Raw genomic sequence first — 19,073 nt, 5'->3', positions numbered from 1 at the left:
CGTCACCCCCGCCGGGGCGGGTGCAGGCGCGGGTGCAGGGGCCGGCGGCTGGGCCATCGCCAGCCCCGGCGGGGGTGACGCGGGCGGCGGCACCGCCGCAGCGACTGCAGCATGATGCGCCATCGCCCCGATGCCCAGGCCGTCGATCACTCCCGCCCCCAGCACGGTCGTGCCGGCCATCGAGGCGGCCAGCGCCGGTAGCAACGCCGTCTGGGTGATCAGGTAGTTCAGCGCCTGAATGGTGTTGCCGATGGTGGATGTGACGATCTCGACCATGGCCAATGGGACGACCAGGCCTAGCGCCTGGGGATTGAACAGGGCCGTGTACATGATCGCGATCAGGTCATCGATGATCACGATGCTGGTGAACGCGAAGTAGGAACCGGGATCCAGCGGCACCGAGAAGACATAGGCCAAGCTGGCAGGGTTGAAGAAGCTGAACGGGTTACCGGTCCAGCCCAGCCACGAACCCGGAACCGGCCACGGGGGCAACAACGGTGAGCCAGCCTGCAGGCTGGCGAAGAACTCGGCGAACGGATCTCCGATGCCGGTGTAGCCGATCTTGGCGAAGAACTCCTGTAGCTCGATGTACATCGGGTACTGGCTGATGTCGGGATACGGCGGACGTGGGACCAGGCTTTCGAGCCACGTGGCAAAGTCGAGGAACCACTGCGGGGGTTCCGGTGCGGTGTCCACCGCGCTGCCGGGCGTCTTGAGCACCGCCGGCGCCGGCTCGGTCTGAACGGACGCGGCGGTGGCCACCGCCGCGCCTGCCACCGCCTGATATCCGGTCATCACCGCGGCAGCCTGCGCCCACATCCGACCGTAGTCGGCTTCGTTCAACGCGATCGGAATCGTATTGACACCGAAGAAATTGGTGCCGACCAGAACAGAGTGGGTGAGGTGGTTCGCTACGAGTTCGATCATGGTCGGCATCTCCGCCAGCGCTGCGGTGTAGCTTGCTGCCGCGACTTCCTGCTGAGCCGCGATGGCAGCAGCATTGGCGGCCGCGCGCAACAACCACTCCAGGTAGGGGATGTTGGCGGCGACGAACGACTCGGCAGCCGGCCCCTGCCATGCGCCGGCCTGCACCTGTGCCAGCACGGCGGTCAATTCGTCGGCGATCGCAGCGTACTCAGCGCTCAGTGCGCTCCACGCAGCAGCCGACGACAGTAGCGGGCCGGTGCCGGGTCCGGCCGACAGAAACGTGGAATGTACTTCTGGCGGAGAGGCCATCCAGATCGGCGCAGTCACAGCACACCACCGGATGCCACCCGAAAAGGGCGCAACATAAGGGTTTTTCAGCTCTCTCGGGGTACACCGCCCCGGGTCGCAGGATGCGACGATGTGAGTGTCCTGACTCTCGGATCACTGCTCGCCTCGCCTTCCAGCTCTTTCGAGCCGTGGCATTTGAGGGTCGCTCCCCGATCACAGTGGCGGGACCGTGCCGGATTCACACCGGCTTCCTGCACCATCGTTGCCGTACCAGGGCATTATCGCACGCCGCGGCGCACAGTGCCCGCAATCCGTGACTACACGCTGGCTCGGCCTGGGCCGCGCACCGCGTCAACAACCGCATCAACCAGCGCGTCGATGTCGGCGAGGGTCAGCTCGGCGATGGTGATCCGCAGCCCCGGGGTGGCTCGAATCCGGAACCGTGCCCCCGGCGCCGCGGCCCAGTCTGCGGCGAACAGCGCCGTCATCGCCACCGCATCGTCGGGGACCTGGTGCAAGTGTCGGCCTCGGTGCGCGACGGCGGGCCCTACGACGAGCCCGACGACCTCGCGTTGCCGCTCTGGGCGGGAGTGGCTCCGCTGCGGATGTCGCCGGGCATCCGGAGCCGGCCGCTGACCTGGACCCGGCCATCGCGTTACTGGCCTACCTGCAGTCCTACCGCAGGGGCGCCAGAGTGATCTAAGGCGTCTGCATGCCGTACTGCCGCGTCCAGGTACCCGGCGTCATCGGCGTGGTGGCACCGCTGCCGAACGCATCGGCGCCCAGGGCGGTGAGTCCGCTGGGCTCGACGTCGTCCAGATCCATGTATTCATAACCGCGCCCGAGCATGTCGGCCTTCGCACGCCGCCGCCGACGGGCCTTGGTCTTCTCCTCGGCGACCTCGGCCTCCACCGGTGCCGCCACGGCGTCGGGTTCTGGAGCTCTGCGGCGGGCACCGGTGCCCGCGGCCCGGCGAGCCTGCTGGCTCGCTCCGGCGACCAGATACATGGCGGCCAGACTGTCCCCCGGGGACAACGGTGGGGCGGGCGGCGCAGGCGGCGCCGGTGGGGCACCAGGCGGCGCCGACGCAGGCGCGGGAGCCGGAGCGGGAGCCGGGGCCGACGCCGGAACCGGCGGCGTGGGGGCGACCGTCAACCCGGCGAACGGTGGCGGCAGTACCGGCGCCAGAGGTACCGGAACGGCCGGCAGCGCGGCCAGACCCGACAACCCCGCCAGTCCGGCCAACGGCGCCGCGGCCAGCGGCGCCAGCGCGGCGGTCAGCATCGGCAGCACTACCGGAATCAACACCAGAGCCTGCTCCAGCAGTGTCTTGAGCAGCGCGATCACGTCGGTGATGATCGTCCCGATCGCTTCGACGGCGGTGAACATCAACGTGAACGCGATGGTGGTGGGATTGCCGGTCGCGAACGCCGCAGCGATGTCGGCGCCGATGAACGCGAACGTCTGCGACAGGTAGGCGGCGAACGAACCGAAGTCCATCGGGTAGCCGATCGCGAACGCGAGGTTATAGGGACTCAGGAAGGTCAGTGGGTTGCCCAGGATGGGAAGCCAGGGGTCGAAGCCGCCGAACATCGACTGGAGGAATGGGTTGGCCGCCAGCTCATTGATCATCGGCTGCAGCACATTGTTGTAGAAATCGACATAGCCACTGTTCTGCAGCCATTCCATGATTTCGTTCTGCCGATCCGGCGGCAGCGGCGGCTGGCCGGCCTCAGCTGAGCCGGCGTTGGTGATCTGGGGGGCGGCGGTGGCCTGCGGACTCGACGCGACCGCGGCACCGGCCACGCCCTGATAGGTGCTCATGACGGTGGCGGCCTGCACCCACATCCGGGCGTAGTCCGCCTCGTTGAGCGCGATGGGGATGGTGTTCACGCCAAAGAAGTTGGTGGCCACCAGCGCCGCGTGAGTGACGTGGTTGGCCGCGAGCTCAGCCAGCGTCGGCATCGCCGCCAACGCGGTGCTGTAGGCCGCGGCCGCACTCTGCTGTGCGGCGGCGGTGGCGGCGCTGGTGACACCGGCCTGCAGCAGCCAGGCCAGGTACGGCAGGTTCGCCGCCACATACGCCTCGGCGCTCGGCCCCTGCCACGCGCCGGCCTGCACCTGGGCCAGCAGCGCCGTCAACTCGTCGGCGGTCGCGGCGTATTCGGCGCTCAGCGTGCTCCACGCCGACGCCGAGGCCAGCAGCGGCCCAGCACCGGGGCCGGCGGACAGCAAGGTGGAATGGACTTCAGGAGGAGATGCGATCCAGATCGGCGCGGTCACGATTGCCAGCTCTCTCGGGTTTGCCCGCCCGGAATAGCAGGATGCGACGACGCGCGGGTCTGGCTCTCGGGTGGTTCACCCGATCACAGTGGCGGGACCGCTCCGGATTGGCACCGGATTCCTACATCGTCATCGCCTGACCCGTGCATTGTCGCACGACGGGCACGGCATCAGCGTGCAGGTGTGGCATCGCGCTGGATTCACCCCCGGCGGCCGCCGCTGTCGAGACGTGCCCGTGCCGGCGAAGGCGCTCAGACCCTCCCACCGGCTGCCCCGGCACCGGGTAATCTGCCGACCGTGTCCGAGCCGGTGAAAACCCCCACGATCTGCCTCAACATGATCGTGCGAAACGAGGCCCACATCATTCATGAGGTGCTGGACGTCACCGCGCCCTACATCAGTTACTGGGTGATCGTCGACACCGGCTCGGAGGACGGAACCCAGCAGGTGATCCGCGATCACATGGCGGCCCTGGGGATTCCCGGCGAGCTGCACGAACGGCCCTGGCGCAACTTCGGGTACAACCGAACCGAGGCCCTGGCCCTGGCCCAGGGCCATTGCGATTACATCTGGGTGATGGACGCCGACGACACCATCGTGGGCACACCCGATTTCACCAATCTGGACGCCGACGTCTACGAGATGCTCATCCTGCAGGACATTGCCAAAGGCTGGCGCCCCCAGATGTTTCGCGATGGGTTGCCGGCGCGCTACATCGGTGTGGTCCACGAGTACCCCGTCTGCGACCAAGACCATGTCACCGCCCGCATCCACGGCGACTTCGCCGTCGAATCACGGCGCCTCGGCGGCCGTAACCTGGACCCGCGCAAGTACGCTCGCGACCGGGATCTCCTGCTGGCCGAGGTCGAGCGCAACCCAGATGACACGCGGTCGGTCTTCTACCTCGCGCAGAGCTACTTCGATCTCGAGGACTTCGCCCCCGCGCGCATGTGGTACGAACGGCGGTCCGAAATGGGCGGCTACGACGAAGAGGTGTTCTACTCGCTGTACCGCATAGCCGGTTCCATGGAGGCACTCAGTGAACCGTGGCCGGATGTGCAAGCCGCCTACCTGCGGGCCTGGGAATTTCGACCGACACGTGCCGAACCGCTGTATTGCATCGCGTTCGCCTACCGCGTCGCGGGGCGCTATGCGCTGGGCCACCTGTTCGCCAAGATGGCCATGGAGTTGCCGATCCCCAACGACGCGCTCTTCGTCTTCGAGCAGGTCTACACCTTCCGCGCAGCCGACGAGCGTGCGGTGTGCGCATCTTGGCTCGGTCTGCACGACGAGGCGTTCACACTCTGCCGAAGCCTGGTGGCCCTCCCCGACGTCCCCGACGACGAACGGCAACGCATCGCCTCCAACCGGGACTTCTCGGTTCCGTCCATGCTCGAGACGGCATCGAGCTACCCGCAGGATCTGGCGCACAGCCTGGTTGCCGGGCCACAGGAGAGCGAGGTGACGGTCAGCCTGCGCACCGGGCCGGACCGAGCCGTCACCGAGCAGACCCTGAACACGTTCCTGCACTGCTGTCTCGACGTGGCACGGGTCGGACGCTTCCTGGCGATCGACACCGGTCTGACGGCCGAAGACCGGGCGCTGTTGGCGCAGCAATACCCGTTTCTGGAGTTCACCGATCCCGGCACCGAGATCGGTGGCCGCTACCGGCTGCAGCTGGACTCAGGCTGGCTTTTCTTCGCCCCGGAGAACTACATCACCCGGCTGACCGGCGTACTGCACGCCGAACCGCAGGTGTTCCAGGTCGGCATCAACTTCAGCGATGCGCAAGCGCTGACCGGCACCTGCGCCGCCGAGGACACCGTGCGCCGCACCCCCGATGCCGGCCGCTACGTGCTGACCGAGCAGCCGGCCACCGGCCCCGCGATGGTCGACACCACCCGCCGGGGCCGCGTGGACGGCGCCGCCACTCTCGACGAAGTCCTCTGCATCCTGGGGTGAACCCGCGGCAGCTCGGCTGCTCCGGTCAGGCCTGCGTGTCGATCGCGCCGTTCAGCGTCGGACTGGGCCGCATCACCGCCGAGGTCAGGTCGTGGTCCGGCGCGTAGTAGCCGCCGATGTCCACCGGCTTGCCCTGCACCCCGTTGAGCTCGTTGATGATGGCGTCCTCGTTCTTGGACAGCGCGTTCGCCAGCCCCGCGAAGTGCTCGGCCAACTCGGCGTCCTCGGTCTGCGCGGCAAGCTCCTCCGCCCAGTGCTTGGCCAAGTAGTACTGGCTGCCGCGGTTGTCGAGTTCGCCGGTCTTGCGCGAGGGGCTCTGGTTGGCGTCCAGCAGCTTGCCGATCGCCCTGTCCATCGTCTCGCCCAGGATCTTGGCGCGAGTATTGCCGGTCTTGGCTCCCAGATCATCGAAGCTGGCGCCCAGCGCCAGGAACTCGCCCAGGGAGTCCCAACGCAGGTGGTTCTCCTCCACCAGCTGCTTGACGTGCTTGGGCGCCGAACCACCGGCTCCCGTCTCATACATGCCGCCGCCGGCCATCAACGGCACGATCGACAGCATCTTGGCGCTGGTGCCCAGCTCCAGAATCGGGAACAGGTCGGTGAGGTAGTCGCGCAGGATGTTGCCGGTGACGGCGATGGTGTCCTGCCCGCGGATCAACCGCTCCAGGGTGTAGCGCATGGCCCACACCTGCGGCATGATCTGGATCTCCAGGCCCTCGGTGTCGTGATCCTTGAGGTAGGCCTTGACCTTCTTGCGCAGCTCCGCCTCGTGCGGACGCTCGGTGTCGAGCCAGAAGACCGCCGTCATACCCGAGACCCGGGCCCGGTGCACGGCGAGTTTCACCCAGTCCCGGATGGCGGCGTCGGTGACGGTGCACATCCGCCAGATGTCGCCAGCTTCCACGTTCTGAGTCAGCAGCACCTCACCGGTGGCCAGGTCGACGATGTCGGCGACCCCCGACTCGGCAAGCTCGAAGGTCTTGTCGTGGCTGCCGTACTCCTCGGCCTTCTGCGCCATCAGCCCGACGTTGGGCACCGTTCCCATGGTGGCCGGGTCGAACTGGCCGTGGGTCTTGCAGAAGTTGATCAGCTCTTGGTAGATGCGGGCGAAGGTCGACTCGGGGTTGACGGCCTTGGTGTCCTTCTGCCGGCCGTCGGCGCCGTACATCTTGCCGCCGGCCCGGATCATGGCCGGCATCGAGGCGTCCACGATCACATCCGACGGCGAGTGGAAGTTGGTGATGCCGTTGGCCGAGTCCACCATCGCCAGCTCCGGGCGGTGCTCGTGGCAGGCGTGCATGTCCTCGATGATCTCCTCCCGCTGGGAGGCCGGCAGGGACTCGATCTTGCTGTAGAGATCGACCAGACCGTTGTTGACGTTGACGCCCAAGTCGTCGAACAGCTTTTGGTGCTTGGCGAATGCGTCCTTGTAGAACACCTTGATGGCGTGGCCGAACACGATCGGGTGGCTGACCTTCATCATGGTCGCCTTGACGTGCAGGGAGAACATCACGCCGGTCTTGCGGGCGTCCTCCATCTGCTCCTCGTAGAACTCGCGCAGCGCGCGCACGCTCATGAACATCGAATCGATGACCGTGCCCTCGGCCAGAGCGACCTTCTCCTTGAGCACGATCGTCTTGCCGCTCTTGGTGGTCAGCTGCATCTTGACTTCGCGGTCGCGGTCCAGCGTCATCGACTTCTCACCGTGGTAGAAGTCGCCGTGGCGCATGGTGGCCACGTGGGTGCGCGAGGCCTGGGACCACTCACCCATGCTGTGCGGGTGTTTGCGCGCGTATTCCTTGACGGCCTTGGGCGCGCGCCGGTCTGAGTTGCCTTCCCGCAGTACCGGGTTCACCGCACTGCCCAGACACTTCGCGTAGCGGTCGTGAATGTCGCGCTCGGCCTCAGTCTTGGGGTCCTCGGGGTAGGCGGGCAACTTGTAGCCCTTGGCCTGCAGCTCCTTGATGGCCGAGACCAGCTGCGGCACCGAGGCACTGATGTTGGGCAGCTTGATGATCGTGGTGTCCGGCAGCTGGGTCAGCCGGCCGAGTTCGGCCAGGTTGTCCGGCACCCGCTGCTCTTCGGTGAGGCAGTCGGGGAAGGCGGCCAGGATGCGGGCCGCGAGCGAGATGTCGCTGGGTTGGACGTCGATACCCGCGGGGCCGGTGAAGGCCTGCACGATCGGCAGGAACGAGTACGTCGCCAACAAGGGCGCCTCGTCTGTCAGCGTGTAGATGATGGTCGGCTGGTCGGCGCACATGGCTGTTCTCCCGGCGTCAGGGTCTGAGGTTTTCGATTGTCCCGCGTTGTACACGGCCGCCCCAGTATCGCGTACCGCCCCGCGGCGCTGACGGCCGGTGAGCAGGTGGCGACAGCTCCGGGACATGCGATAAGCTGCGTCACGGTCATGAGTGCCAGCGCAAAGCCCCGGCTTGCTGGCCGGCAACCCTCCAACCGCGGTGGGGTGCCCCGGGTGATGACCGGGTTGAGTAGCCACCACGGCTACGCGGCAAGCGCGGGTCCGCCACAACGGGCCCCCCGAGTAGACAGGGGAACCTGATGCGTGCCTCCTTGCGCCCGCTCGCCCGTTGCTGTTGTCGCTGAAACCCTGATCCACTGCTCAACCCAGCGACCACACAAACCGAGGAAACCATTCAGCAATGACCGACAACAACATCGACCCAAGTTCGCAGTGGTCTTTCGAGACCAAGCAGGTCCACGCCGGCCAGACCCCCGACGCGGCCACCAATGCCCGCGCACTGCCGATCTACCAGACCACCTCCTACACGTTCGACAACACCGATCACGCGGCCAAACTGTTCGGGCTGGAGGTCCCGGGCAACATCTACACCCGCATCATGAACCCGACCAATGACGTCGTCGAACAGCGGCTTGCCGCACTCGAGGGCGGGGTCGCGGCGCTGCTGGTGGCCTCCGGGCAGGCCGCGGAGACCTTCGCGATCCTCAATCTCGCCGGTGCCGGCGACCACATCGTGTCCAGCCCGCGGCTCTACGGCGGCACCTACAACCTGTTCCACTACTCGTTGACCAAGCTGGGTATCGAGACCACCTTCGTCGAGGACCCCGATGACCTGGACTCCTGGCGGGCAGCGGTGCGGCCGAACACCAAGGCGTTCTTCGGCGAGACCATCTCCAACCCGAAGATCGACGTGCTCGACATCCCGGGCGTGTCAGCGGTGGCCCACGAGCACGGGGTGCCGCTGATCGTCGACAACACCGTCGCCACCCCGTATCTGATCCAGCCGTTGGCGCACGGCGCCGACATCGTGGTGCACTCGGCCACCAAGTACCTCGGCGGCCACGGATCGGCGATCGGCGGCGTGATCGTCGACGGCGGGAACTTCGACTGGACGCAGGGCCGCCACCCCGGCTTCACCACGCCCGACCCGAGCTACCACGGAGTGGTCTTCGCCGACCTGGGCGCTCCGGCGTTCGCGCTCAAGGCCCGCGTGCAGTTGCTGCGCGACCTGGGTTCGGCGATCTCGCCCTTCAACTCCTTCCTGATCGCTCAGGGCCTGGAGACGTTGAGCCTTCGGGTGGAGCGCCACGTGGCCAACGCCCAGCGGGTCGCGGAGTTCCTGGAGGCCCGCGACGACGTCCTGAGCGTCAACTACGCCGGCCTGCCCAGCTCGCCGTGGCATGCACGGGCGCAGCAGCTGGCCCCCAAGGGCGTCGGCGGCGTGCTCTCCTTCGAGCTCGCGGGCGGCGTCGAGGCCGGTAAGGCGTTCGTCGACGCACTGCAGCTGCACAGCCACGTGGCCAACATCGGCGACGTGCGCTCGCTGGTGATCCACCCGGCGTCGACGACCCACGCCCAGCTCAGCGCCGAAGAGCAGCTGGCCAGCGGTGTCACCCCGGGCCTGGTCCGGCTCGCGGTCGGTATTGAGGGCATCGCCGACATCCTGGCGGACCTGGAGCTGGGCTTCGCCGCGGCTGCGGCACAGCTCGACGACTCGTCGGCGCTGGCGGCCCGTTGAGGCGGTCCCCGGTGACGATCTCCGACGTGACCAGGCAGGTGCTGCCCGCCGAGGGAGAGACCGGCGTGGTCGCCATCGGGTCACTGACGTTGCAGAGCGGCGCGGTACTGGACGACGTCCACATCGCGGTGCAGCGCTGGGGCGAGCTGTCGCCCCAGCGCGACAACGTCGTCATGGTGCTGCACGCCCTGACCGGGGATTCGCACGTCACCGGGCCCGCTGGGCCGGGTCATCCCACCCCAGGCTGGTGGGACGGGGTGATCGGGCCCGGCGCTCCGATCGACACCGACCGCTGGTGTGCGGTGGCGACCAACGTGCTGGGCGGCTGTCGCGGGTCGACCGGCCCGGGATCTCTGGCCCGTGACGGGAAACCGTGGGGCTCCAGGTTTCCCGCAATCACGATTCGCGACCAGGTGCAGGCCGACATCGCCGCGCTGGCCGCGCTGGGCATCACCGAGGTGGCGGCCGTACTGGGCGGCTCGATGGGTGGTGCCCGCGCGCTGGAATGGATGGTCGGCCACCCGGATCGGGTGCGTGCGGGGCTGCTGCTGGCCGTCGGCGCCCGGGCCACCGCCGACCAGATCGGCACGCAGAGCACCCAGATCGCGGCCATCAAGGCCGACCCGAACTGGCAGGGCGGCGACTACCACGGCACCGGCCGCAGTCCCGACGCCGGCCTGGCCATCGCCCGGCGCATCGCGCACCTGACCTATCGCGGCGAGGCAGAGCTGGACCTGCGATTCGGCAACGCCGCCCAGGAAGGCGAGGACCCGGCCGCGGGCGGCCGCTACGCGGTGGAGAGCTACCTGGAACATCAGGGCGACAAACTGGTCTCACGGTTCGACGCGGGCAGTTACGTGATCCTCAGCGATTCGCTGTCCAGCCACGACGTGGGCGCCGGACGCGGCGGGGTGGCCGCGGCGTTGCGAAGCTGCCCCACCCCCGCGGTGGTCGCCGGCATCACCTCCGACCGGCTGTACCCGCTGCGGTTGCAGGCCGAGCTGGCCGAGCTGCTGCCCGGCTGCGACGGACTGCAGGTGCTCGACTCCGACTGCGGGCACGATGGGTTCCTGCTGGACACCGCACGAGTCGGCGAGCTGATCCGGAAGACCCTGGATCTGGCGAGCTCGGCCCGGGAACAGCGGCAGTGAGCCCGGCCGAGCAGGGCCGCCGCGACCGCTCTCTGTCGTTCGGCTCACAAGCCTCCGCCTACGAGCGGGGCCGTCCCTCCTACCCGCCGGAAGCGATCGACTGGCTGTTGCCCCCGGGCGCGCGCGACGTTCTCGATCTGGGCGCCGGCACCGGCAAACTCACCGCGCGCCTGGTGGAGCGCGGTCTGGACGTGGTGGCGGTGGACCCGATCGCCGAAATGCTCGAGGTGCTGGCCCACGCCCTGCCCGATACCCCGGCGTTGCTCGGGACCGCCGAGCAGATCCCGCTGCCGGACAACAGCGTCGACGCGGTGCTGGTGGCCCAGGCCTGGCACTGGTTCGACCCCGCTCGCGCCATCCCCGAGTTGGTCCGGGTGCTGCGGCCCGGCGGCCGGCTGGGGCTGGTGTGGAACACCCGCGACGAACGCCTCGGCTGGGTCAAGGAACTCGGCGCGATCATCGGCCGCGAGGACGCCCGCGACGTGGTCGAGGCCGGGGTGAGTCTGCCCGCGCCGTTCGGGGACATCGAAAGCCACCAGGTGGAGTGGACCAACTACCTGACGCCACAGGCCCTCATCGACCTGGTCGCTTCGCGCAGCTACTGCATCACCTCGCCGGACGCGGTGCGCACCAAGACTCTGGACCAGGTTCGCCAGCTGCTGGCCACCCATCCGGCCCTGGTCGGAGCCACCGGCCTGGCGCTGCCCTACATCACCGTGTGTACCCGGGCCACCCTGTCGGGTTAAACGCTGCAAGCGTTCACGAAGGCGTCTCCCGCTAGGCGCTGAACAGGCCGGCGAAGTCGTCGGCGATCGACTGGACTGCGCTCATCACACTCATCAGTTCGAACCCGATGGCGGTGGGAATCAAGCCGAAGTCGGCCGCGAGCGGAAGTCCGATGGCGTTGGTCAGCGTGGTCAGCAGGTCGTCGTCGCCCTGGAACGCGTTCAAGAACATGCTGATGTTGTAGCCGGGCATGGTGGTCAGCAACGAAGTGACGACGTCCGCTGTCGGCAGCAGCACCGAATACAGGGTGGAGGCGGCGCCGGAGAGCGTGTTGACGACCTCGCTGAGGCTGGGCAGCGAGAAGTCCGTCATCGACTCGGGCGCACCGGCCGGGCTGCCCAGCGACAGGTGCCCGAGGTCGTAGAGGAAGTCGTTGAAGCCCTGCTGCGCGCCCTGCGCCAACGAGTTCAGCAGAACAGAGAGGTCGATGTCCTGGGGGAAGACGCCGTAATTGGTGAGTAGGTTCGCCGGGCCCTGGTCCCACCCGCCGTGGGTCAGGACGCCGTCGACATAGGTGTCGACGTTGCCGTATCCGAGGTCCACCAGGATCCGGGTGACCGGCTCCAGCAGGTCATAGATCGGCTCGCCGAACACCGGGATGCCCAGCAGCGGCTGCAGCAGCGGCAGGATCTCCGTCGGAATCATGTAGTAGTCGGTGTTCAGCGCGGCCGAGACCCCGTCGGGCAGGGTCAGAGGTCCGTCGTAGTTTGTGGAGCCCAGCAACAGCTGCGCGTTGTCGATGGAATCGGGCTGGGCGTACCCGGGGCCGTGCACGAAGACGATGCCCAGGACCGCGTTGAGGGTGGACAGTAGGTTGAGCGGATAGCGCGGGAAGTCAGCGAATCCGTCGTACTCCGCGATGTAGATGTCGGTCTTGTAGGGCGTGTCGGGCGTGCCCCCGTAGAAGTCGATCCCCATCGGCGCGATGTAGAGCGGAACCTCCGGCACCGCGAAGCGCGACAGCAGGCCGCCGTTGGGGAACATCTCATTGGCGATCAGAACGAACGACAACTGGTCGGGGTCGGGGGCGGTGCCGGATTCGAGCAGTCTGCTCATCTCGACCGATGCCAGCACAGCGCTCTGCGAGACGCCGTAGACCACCACGTTGTCACCGTCGGCAATGCGATCGCGAAGCGTCCAGTCGAGCATCTGCGCACCCTGCTCTACCGAGGTGGCCAGCGGCAGGCTCTTGACACCGGTACCCGGGTACAGGCCCTCGGGGGTGAAGACCCCCTGCAGGGTGTAGTCGCCGTACCCGAGGTGGGACAGGAATTTGCTCGCCCAGTTGAAGTCCCACGTCCCCGGGATGGGGGTTCCGGTGCCACCCATGACCAGGGCCACGTTGTCGAGCAGTGTCACATCGGCGGTCACCGTGCGCGCCGCGGCCGAGGCCGGCGTCATGACCGGCGAGGCGATCACCGCGACGGCGCTGGTCACCGCCACTGTCGCAACCCGCAGGGAGTGGAGCGTGGGGCTTACCTTCATGGACGACCTCCGGCAGGGAGCGCGGGCCTGCTTCATTGCTCGCAGCACATTAACTCTCAGTGATAGGAACGTGAGGCAATTCTGAATACTCATGCTCTCGGGCTGCAGAAACCGTCGTTGCCCAGGCGTTTTTCCTGGGCTGAGCGCCCCGCTCGCAGCGATGTTGTCATCCATCCGCGTCCCGGAAGGAAACGCCAAGGTTCGACCGTGCTGCACACCGGAGGCAGGCCCACACCACCGGACACGGCGCCGTAGGCAAACCGTGACCCGGTCGACGCGCCGGTGTTACCGCTTTGATGCAGGATTTCAACAACACCTTTCGGAACATCCCGGGCTCCGCTCGGCGCCGAATCAGCGACGAGGGAGACACATGCGAGGCTTCATCAGCAAGGCCGGCGCCGGGATGGGCTTGATCGGCCTGTTCGCCGCAACAGGAGTGGCGGCACCGGCGCAGGCGAGCCCGATCGACACGTCATTCCTGTCCGATCTGGCCGGAGCTGGCCTCCCGGTCAGCGACCCCGCCGCAACGGCTGCTCTGGGCCACTCCGTATGCCCGATGCTGACCGAACATGCGGGCAACGCCGCGTCAGTGGCGGCCCCGGTGACCGGCCTGGGTGGCGGGCCCGCCATGTCGCCGCAGATGGCGCAACTGTTCACCCGGATCGCCGTCCAGGTCTATTGCCCGCAGATGCTGTCTCAGCTGGCAAGCGGCCAGGTGCCGGATCTGCCGCAGATCCCCGGGATGTCGGTCGGCATCCCAGGCCTGTCGGGCGGAACCCCGACCATTCCCGGCATCCCCGGGTTCTAGCGCGCATCGCCGGTACACCGGCCCACCCAGCCGGGGTGTCGCTGATCGCCATGGCCTACTTGCGCAACGTGTACTGGTTGACGTCGATGTAGCCGATGCGAAAACCGTTGGCGCAACCGGTCAGGTAATGCATGTAGCGGTCGTAGACCTCTTGGCCCTGGATCTCGACGGCCTTGTCCTTGTTTCGCTCCAGCGATGCCGCCCAGCAGTCGAGGGTCTTGGCGTAGTGCGGCTGCAGCGATTGCCTGCGAGTCAGGGTGAAACCCGCTCGGGCCGAATACTCTTCGACCATCTCGATGGTGGGCAGCCGCCCGCCGGGAAAGATCTCGGTGGCGATGAATTTGATGAACCGGGCCATCGCGAAGGTAAGGGGCATGCCACGCTCGGCCATCTGCGGTAGCGTCAACCCCGAGATGGTGTGCAGCAGCATCACCCCATCAGCCGGCAGAATCGCGTGGGCCATGGCGAAGAAGTCCTCGTAGCGTTCATGGCCGAAGTGCTCGAAGGCGCCGATGGAGACGATCCGATCGACGGGTTCCCCGAAGTTCTCCCAGCCCTCCAGCAGGACCCGCTTGGTGCGCGGGCTGTCCATGCCGGCGAACATGGCCTCCGCGTGGACGGCCTGATTCCTGCTCAAGGTCAGGCCGATGACGTTGACGTCGTAGGCTTCGACGGCACGCCGCATGGTGGCACCCCATCCGCAGCCGATGTCGAGCAACGTCATGCCCGGCTGTAGGCCCAATTTGCCCAGGGCCAGGTCGATCTTGGCGAGCTGCGCCTGTTCGAGCGTGAAGTCGTCGCGCTCGAAGTAGGCGCAGCTGTAGGTCTGGGTCGGATCGAGAAAGAGCCGGAAGAAGTCATCCGACAGGTCATAGTGTGCCTGTACGTCTTTGAAATGTGGTTTTAAGCGTTTCGACATAGCAATGGGCTTTCGGCTGAGGCTGAAAGCCGCTCCTTCCTAGTACTTTCCAAATGCAAGCGCCACGTTGTGCCCACCGAATCCGAAGGAGTTGCTGATCGCGTACCGATAGTCGCCGCTGCGTGCCTCGCCGGCGACGACATCCAGATCGATCTCCGGGTCGAGGCGGTGCAGGTTCAGCGTCGGCGGGACTATGCCGTCCCGTAGCGCCAGTACCGTCAGAATCGCCTCCACCGCACCGACCGCGCCGACCGAGTGGCCGAGGGCCGATTTCGGCGCATATACCGCGGCGCGCTGCGCACCCATGGCGTTGTTGATCGCGTGCGCCTCGGCCAGGTCGCCGATGCGGGTCCCGGTGGCGTGCGCATTGATGTGCCCGATATCGCTGGGAGCGAGACCAGCAAGTTCCACCGCCCGGGTCATCGCGTAACCCGCGCGCTCACCCTGCGGATCGGGCGCCACGATGTGGTGGCCGTCCGAGGTGATTCCGGCGCCCATCAACCGGCCGAGAATCGTTGCACCACGCGCCTTTGCGTGGGCAAGAGTCTCAATCACCATCAACGCGCCGGCCTCGCCGAACACGAACCCGCAACGGTCGGCGTCGAAGGGGCGGCAGGCGCCGGCCGGGTCGTCGTTGTGGGTGGACAGCACGATGCGCATTGCGGCGAATCCCGCGATGGGAACGGCTTCGATTTTGGTCTCCACTCCGCCGCAGATCGCGATGTCAGCCTCGTCGTAGACGATGTTGCGCCAGGCCTGGGCGATACCTTCTGCACCGGAGGCACACGCCGAGATCGGCGTGAACACACCCGCTTTGGCGCCACGTTCCAGGCCGACGGCCGCGGCCGCCGCATTGGGCATGTACTTCTGCACCCCGAGCGGGGAAACCCCCTTCATCCCCCGCTCCACCATGCCTTGGTAACCCCAGACCAGTTCCTCCGGAGAGCCGAGCCCGGTGCCGATCGACACCAGCAATCGGCGTGGATCCACTTCCGGCGAACCGGCATTCGACCACACCCGACGGCCCAGGATGACCGCCATCTTCTGCAGGTACGAAAACCGGTGCAGTTCCTTGTGATTCAACTCATGATCGAAGTCCTCGAGCAGATGCCCACCGATGCGGACCGGAAGATCGAACTGCTCCACGAACGGGTCGTCGAGTTTTCGGATGCCGCTTTGCCCGTCCAGCAGCTTCTTCCAAGTGTCCTCGGCATCGGTGGCCAGCGAGGTCGTCATCGCGACACCGGTGACGACGACCTCCGGAAGGCCGCTCCCGGTGCAGAGCCGAGTTCTAGCCATAGCGCCGATCCCGACGTGCGCCCTACCCGACCGGCTGGGTTCCAAGCGATGAATTCATTGCGGGCGACGACCCCCTCCCCCGGCAAACCGGCCGCCACCGGCCGACCGGACACAGGTGTTCCCGCCCTACAGCGCCATCAAACACCTCGAGCCGCTTCGGACGTGGGTGAGTACGGCCCAAACCGTCTAACTGGTTCCCAGCGGGTCGATCGTCGCGGCCACGTAGAGCATCACCGTCGCCGCGGTCGTCATGGTCGCGAAGTCCAGGCCCCGGTCACGCAGCACCAGCAGGCCGGCTCGGTCCTCGGACAGCACCAGACGCAGCGCGGCCGCCACCCCGGTCCCGATTCCGATCAGCAGCGCGCCGCGCCGCCAGAAGTTCGCTCCGGCCAGCGCGAATGCCGCCGCAAAGATCAGCCCGACCAGCAGAATCGGCCACTGTGCGGCGATCACCCGGCGGACATCGGCGAGCTTCACAGCGTGCTCTCGACTCTTTCCACCACGTTGGTCAGCAGGAACGCCCGGGTCAGCGGACCCACCCCGCCGGGGTTGGGCGACACGTGGCCGGCCACCTCCCACACGTCGGGATGTACGTCACCGACCAACCCGGCATCGGTACGCGACACACCGACATCGACGATGGCCGTGCCCGGCCGCACCATGTCGGCGGTGAGCATGTGCGGCACCCCCACCGCGGCGACGATGACATCGGCCTGGCGCGTCAGCTGCGCCAGATCGCGGGTCCCGGTGTGGCACAGCGTGACGGTGGCGTTCTCCGACCTGCGGGTGAGCAGCAGCCCCAGCGGGCGGCCCACCGTCACCCCACGCCCGATCACCACCACGTGGGCACCGGCGATCGGCACGTCGTAGCGGCGCAGCAGGTGCACGATGCCGCGCGGGGTGCACGGCAGCGCCGCCGGGGTGCCCAGCACCAGCCGGCCCAGGTTGGTCGGATGCAGCCCGTCGGCGTCCTTGGCCGGGTCTACGCGCTCAAGTGCGGCATTCTCGTCGAGGTGTTTGGGCAGCGGCAGCTGCACGATGTAGCCGGTGCACTCGTCGTTGGCATTCAGTTCGTCAATGGTGTCGTTGAGCTGCTCCGGAGTGCAGTCCGCCGGTAGGTCGCGGCGGATCGAGGTGATGCCCACCTTGGCGCAGTCGGCGTGCTTGCCGCGCACGTAGGCATGCGAGCCGGGGTCGTCACCGACCAGAATGGTGCCCAGCCCAGGCGTGCGGCCGGCCGCGGACAACGCCGCCACCCGTGCCTGAAGGTCGACGAAGATCTCGTCGCGCGTGGCCTTGCCGTCCAACGTAATCGCACCCACGCCGCACATTGTGGCATGTAGCCGCGCAGTTCCAACCCGTCGGAGGCGGCGGCACGAGTCTTTCCGCGCGACGGGAGCGAAAATTCACCGCGCGGCACTTGTAGGCTCCCGCTATGCCAGTTCGCGAGCCTGCCCCCGACGTTTTCAGTCCCGCCAAACTCGGCCCGCTCACGTTGCGCAACCGGATCATCAAGGCAGCGACGTTCGAGAACCGCACGCCTGGGGCACTGGTCTCCGACGATCTCATCGAATATCACCGGCTGCCGGCCGCCGGCGGGGTGGGCATGACCACCGTTGCCTACTGCGCGGTCTCGCAAGGTGGGCGCACCTCCGACGACGGGTTGTGGATGCGCCCCGAGGCGGTTCCGGGGCTGCGTCGACTCACCGAAGCGGTGCACGCCGAAGGGGCTCTGGTCAGCGCTCAGATAGGCCACGCCGGTCCGGTCGCCGACGCCCGCTCCAACAGGGCCCGCGCGTTGGCCCCGGTGCGATTCTTCAACCCGATCGCCATGCGATTCGCCAAGAAGGCCACCCGTGACGACATCGACCAGGTGATCGCCCAGCACGCCGACGCCGCGCGCTACGCGGTGGACGCCGGTTTCGACGCCGTGGAGATCCATCTCGGCCACAACTACCTGGCGAGTTCGTTTCTGAGCCCGCTGATCAACCGCCGCTCCGACGAGTTCGGTGGGTCGCTGGCCAACCGGGCCAAGGTGGCCCGCGGCATCGTGGCGGCCGTGCACCGCGCGGTGGGCGGACAGATCGCGGTGACGGCAAAGCTGAACATGGCTGACGGTGTCCGGGGCGGTATCAGCCTGGACGAGTCGCTGACGACCGCGAAATGGCTGCAGGACGACGGCGGGCTGGACGCGCTGGAACTCACCGCCGGCAGCTCACTGGTGAACCCGATGTACCTGTTCCGCGGGGGCGCCCCGGTGAAGGAATTCGCAAAGGTCTTCCCCCCGCCGTTGAGCTGGGGCATGCGGATGACCGGCAAGAAGTTCCTGCGCGAGTACCCCTACACCGATGCCTACCTGCTGGACAACGCCCGACTGTTCCGAGCCGAGCTGTCGATGCCGCTGATCCTGCTCGGCGGTGTCACCAACCGCGAGACGATGGATCTGGCGATGGCCGAGGGCTTCGAGTTCGTCGCGATGGCCCGGGCGTTGCTGGCCGAGCCGGACCTGGTCAACCGGATCAAGGCCCAGTCCTCGACAGCGTCGGTATGCGACCACTGCAACCAGTGCATGCCCACGATCTACCGGCGCACGCACTGCGTCGTTACGGGCGCACCGGACGCAACTCGCTAGAGTTGACTCGATGAGTCACCCAGCCCCGCCGGTGTTGACCGTCCGCCATGACGGCTCACAAGGCACGTTCTCCGCTGGCCACGATGTGGTCATCGGGCGTGATCTGCGGGCCGACGTCCGCATCCCGCATCCCTTGGTCTCGCGCGCGCACCTATTGCTGCGCTTCGAGCAGGGCAGGTGGCTGGGAATCGACAACGGCTCCCTGAACGGCATCTACGTCAACGGCCAACGGGTTCCCGTCGTCGACATCCGCGACGGGCAGACCGTCAATCTCGGCAACCCGGACGGACCGCGGGTCTCTTTCGAGGTGGGACGGCACCAGGGCCAGGCCGGCCGGCCACCGCAGACCGTCTCGATCCAGCTGCCACAGCCCGGCATCGCGCGCCCGGTCCGGCCGCCACAACCGGCGGGCCGGCCGTCACCACCGGAACCCGCACCGTATGCGGATCCGCGCTCGGCCGGGCACCCGAGCGCGCAGCAGCCCTACCGGCCCCCGTCCGGTGCGGCGCCCTACCCGCCACCGTCCGCCCCGCCC

The 19,073-nt window shown here is 67.4% G+C and carries 16 protein-coding genes and 3 riboswitches; of the genes, 7 read left to right on the top strand and 9 right to left on the bottom strand.

The window, feature by feature from the left end; all coding sequences use genetic code 11:
• The 3 genes from AWC18_RS22085 to AWC18_RS17570 all read right to left on the bottom strand — a co-directional run.
• Window positions 1–1,254: PPE family protein (locus AWC18_RS22085; protein WP_085139574.1), on the bottom strand; the 1,254-nt coding region annotated here is incomplete at its 3' end.
• A gap of 75 nt (window positions 1,255–1,329) precedes the next feature.
• Window positions 1,330–1,511, bottom strand: a riboswitch (cobalamin riboswitch).
• Window positions 1,512–1,532: 21 nt separating this feature from the next.
• The gene (locus AWC18_RS17580; RefSeq protein ID WP_208858394.1) at window positions 1,533–1,733 is read right to left on the bottom strand and encodes a hypothetical protein; all 201 of its coding nucleotides are present in this window, start codon (window positions 1,731–1,733) and stop codon (window positions 1,533–1,535) included.
• 181 nt (window positions 1,734–1,914) lie between these two features.
• A complete protein-coding gene (locus AWC18_RS17570) occupies window positions 1,915–3,498 on the bottom strand; it encodes a PPE domain-containing protein (protein WP_085139573.1) in 1,584 nt (527 codons plus the stop codon).
• A 37-nt stretch (window positions 3,499–3,535) separates the two neighbouring features.
• Window positions 3,536–3,660, bottom strand: a riboswitch (cobalamin riboswitch).
• Between the two features lie 135 nt (window positions 3,661–3,795).
• Between AWC18_RS17570 and AWC18_RS17565 the strand changes: the two genes are divergently transcribed.
• Window positions 3,796–5,460 (top strand): glycosyltransferase, encoded by a 1,665-nt coding sequence (locus tag AWC18_RS17565; protein WP_234806573.1) that lies wholly within the window; start codon window positions 3,796–3,798, stop codon window positions 5,458–5,460.
• Between the two features lie 25 nt (window positions 5,461–5,485).
• Here AWC18_RS17565 and AWC18_RS17560 read toward each other — a convergent pair whose 3' ends face one another.
• Window positions 5,486–7,720 (bottom strand): NADP-dependent isocitrate dehydrogenase, encoded by a 2,235-nt coding sequence (locus tag AWC18_RS17560; protein ID WP_085139572.1) that lies wholly within the window; start codon window positions 7,718–7,720, stop codon window positions 5,486–5,488.
• A gap of 143 nt (window positions 7,721–7,863) precedes the next feature.
• A riboswitch (SAM riboswitch) is annotated at window positions 7,864–7,982 on the top strand.
• A gap of 138 nt (window positions 7,983–8,120) precedes the next feature.
• Here AWC18_RS17560 and AWC18_RS17555 point away from each other — a divergent pair.
• From AWC18_RS17555 to AWC18_RS17545, 3 genes are read left to right on the top strand one after another with little or no spacing between them, the layout of a single operon-like run.
• Window positions 8,121–9,458 (top strand): bifunctional o-acetylhomoserine/o-acetylserine sulfhydrylase, encoded by a 1,338-nt coding sequence (locus AWC18_RS17555; RefSeq protein WP_064996601.1) that lies wholly within the window; start codon window positions 8,121–8,123, stop codon window positions 9,456–9,458.
• Between the two features lie 11 nt (window positions 9,459–9,469).
• Window positions 9,470–10,609 carry a homoserine O-acetyltransferase MetX gene (gene metX / locus AWC18_RS17550; RefSeq protein WP_064996600.1) on the top strand — a complete coding sequence of 380 codons (1,140 nt, stop codon included), beginning with the start codon at window positions 9,470–9,472 and terminating at the stop codon, window positions 10,607–10,609.
• Window positions 10,606–11,355 carry a class I SAM-dependent methyltransferase gene (locus AWC18_RS17545; RefSeq protein ID WP_064996599.1) on the top strand — a complete coding sequence of 250 codons (750 nt, stop codon included), beginning with the start codon at window positions 10,606–10,608 and terminating at the stop codon, window positions 11,353–11,355. The genes metX and AWC18_RS17545 overlap by 4 nt, the downstream gene beginning before the upstream one ends.
• Before the next feature lie 31 nt (window positions 11,356–11,386).
• On the opposite strand, the gene AWC18_RS17540 is transcribed toward AWC18_RS17545, so the two are convergent.
• Entirely contained in the window at window positions 11,387–12,880 is a 1,494-nt protein-coding gene (locus AWC18_RS17540; RefSeq protein ID WP_165758021.1) for a PE-PPE domain-containing protein, read from the bottom strand.
• A gap of 370 nt (window positions 12,881–13,250) precedes the next feature.
• Here AWC18_RS17540 and AWC18_RS17535 point away from each other — a divergent pair, with 370 nt between their 5' ends.
• Window positions 13,251–13,688 carry a DUF732 domain-containing protein gene (locus AWC18_RS17535; RefSeq protein ID WP_234784349.1) on the top strand — a complete coding sequence of 146 codons (438 nt, stop codon included), beginning with the start codon at window positions 13,251–13,253 and terminating at the stop codon, window positions 13,686–13,688.
• A 55-nt stretch (window positions 13,689–13,743) separates the two neighbouring features.
• Here the strand turns inward: AWC18_RS17535 and AWC18_RS17530 are convergent, their stop codons facing one another.
• The 4 genes from AWC18_RS17530 to AWC18_RS17515 form a co-directional block, all read right to left on the bottom strand.
• Window positions 13,744–14,607, bottom strand: a complete 864-nt coding sequence (locus AWC18_RS17530) for a cyclopropane mycolic acid synthase family methyltransferase (RefSeq protein WP_085139570.1) — start codon at window positions 14,605–14,607, stop codon at window positions 13,744–13,746.
• A 39-nt stretch (window positions 14,608–14,646) separates the two neighbouring features.
• Complete coding sequence (locus tag AWC18_RS17525) at window positions 14,647–15,906, bottom strand: KasA/KasB family beta-ketoacyl-ACP synthase (RefSeq protein WP_085139569.1); 1,260 nt, start codon at window positions 15,904–15,906, stop codon at window positions 14,647–14,649.
• 186 nt (window positions 15,907–16,092) lie between these two features.
• Window positions 16,093–16,383, bottom strand: a complete 291-nt coding sequence (locus AWC18_RS17520) for a DUF3017 domain-containing protein (protein WP_085139568.1) — start codon at window positions 16,381–16,383, stop codon at window positions 16,093–16,095.
• Complete coding sequence (locus tag AWC18_RS17515) at window positions 16,380–17,228, bottom strand: bifunctional methylenetetrahydrofolate dehydrogenase/methenyltetrahydrofolate cyclohydrolase (protein ID WP_085139575.1); 849 nt, start codon at window positions 17,226–17,228, stop codon at window positions 16,380–16,382. Before AWC18_RS17515 ends, AWC18_RS17520 begins: the two co-directional genes overlap by 4 nt.
• 113 nt (window positions 17,229–17,341) lie before the next feature.
• Here AWC18_RS17515 and AWC18_RS17510 point away from each other — a divergent pair, with 113 nt between their 5' ends.
• Complete coding sequence (locus AWC18_RS17510; RefSeq protein WP_085139567.1) at window positions 17,342–18,538, top strand: NADH:flavin oxidoreductase; 1,197 nt, start codon at window positions 17,342–17,344, stop codon at window positions 18,536–18,538.
• 10 nt (window positions 18,539–18,548) lie between these two features.
• The coding region (locus tag AWC18_RS17505) for an FHA domain-containing protein (protein WP_208858393.1) at window positions 18,549–19,073 on the top strand (525 nt) is incomplete at its 3' end.

It is taken from the genome of Mycolicibacter nonchromogenicus (assembly GCF_002101775.1).
GTDB classification, from domain to species: domain Bacteria; phylum Actinomycetota; class Actinomycetes; order Mycobacteriales; family Mycobacteriaceae; genus Mycobacterium; species Mycobacterium nonchromogenicum.
The sequence above is the reverse complement of the archived record's forward strand: the minus strand, read 5'-3'. Positions and strand labels throughout refer to the sequence as shown.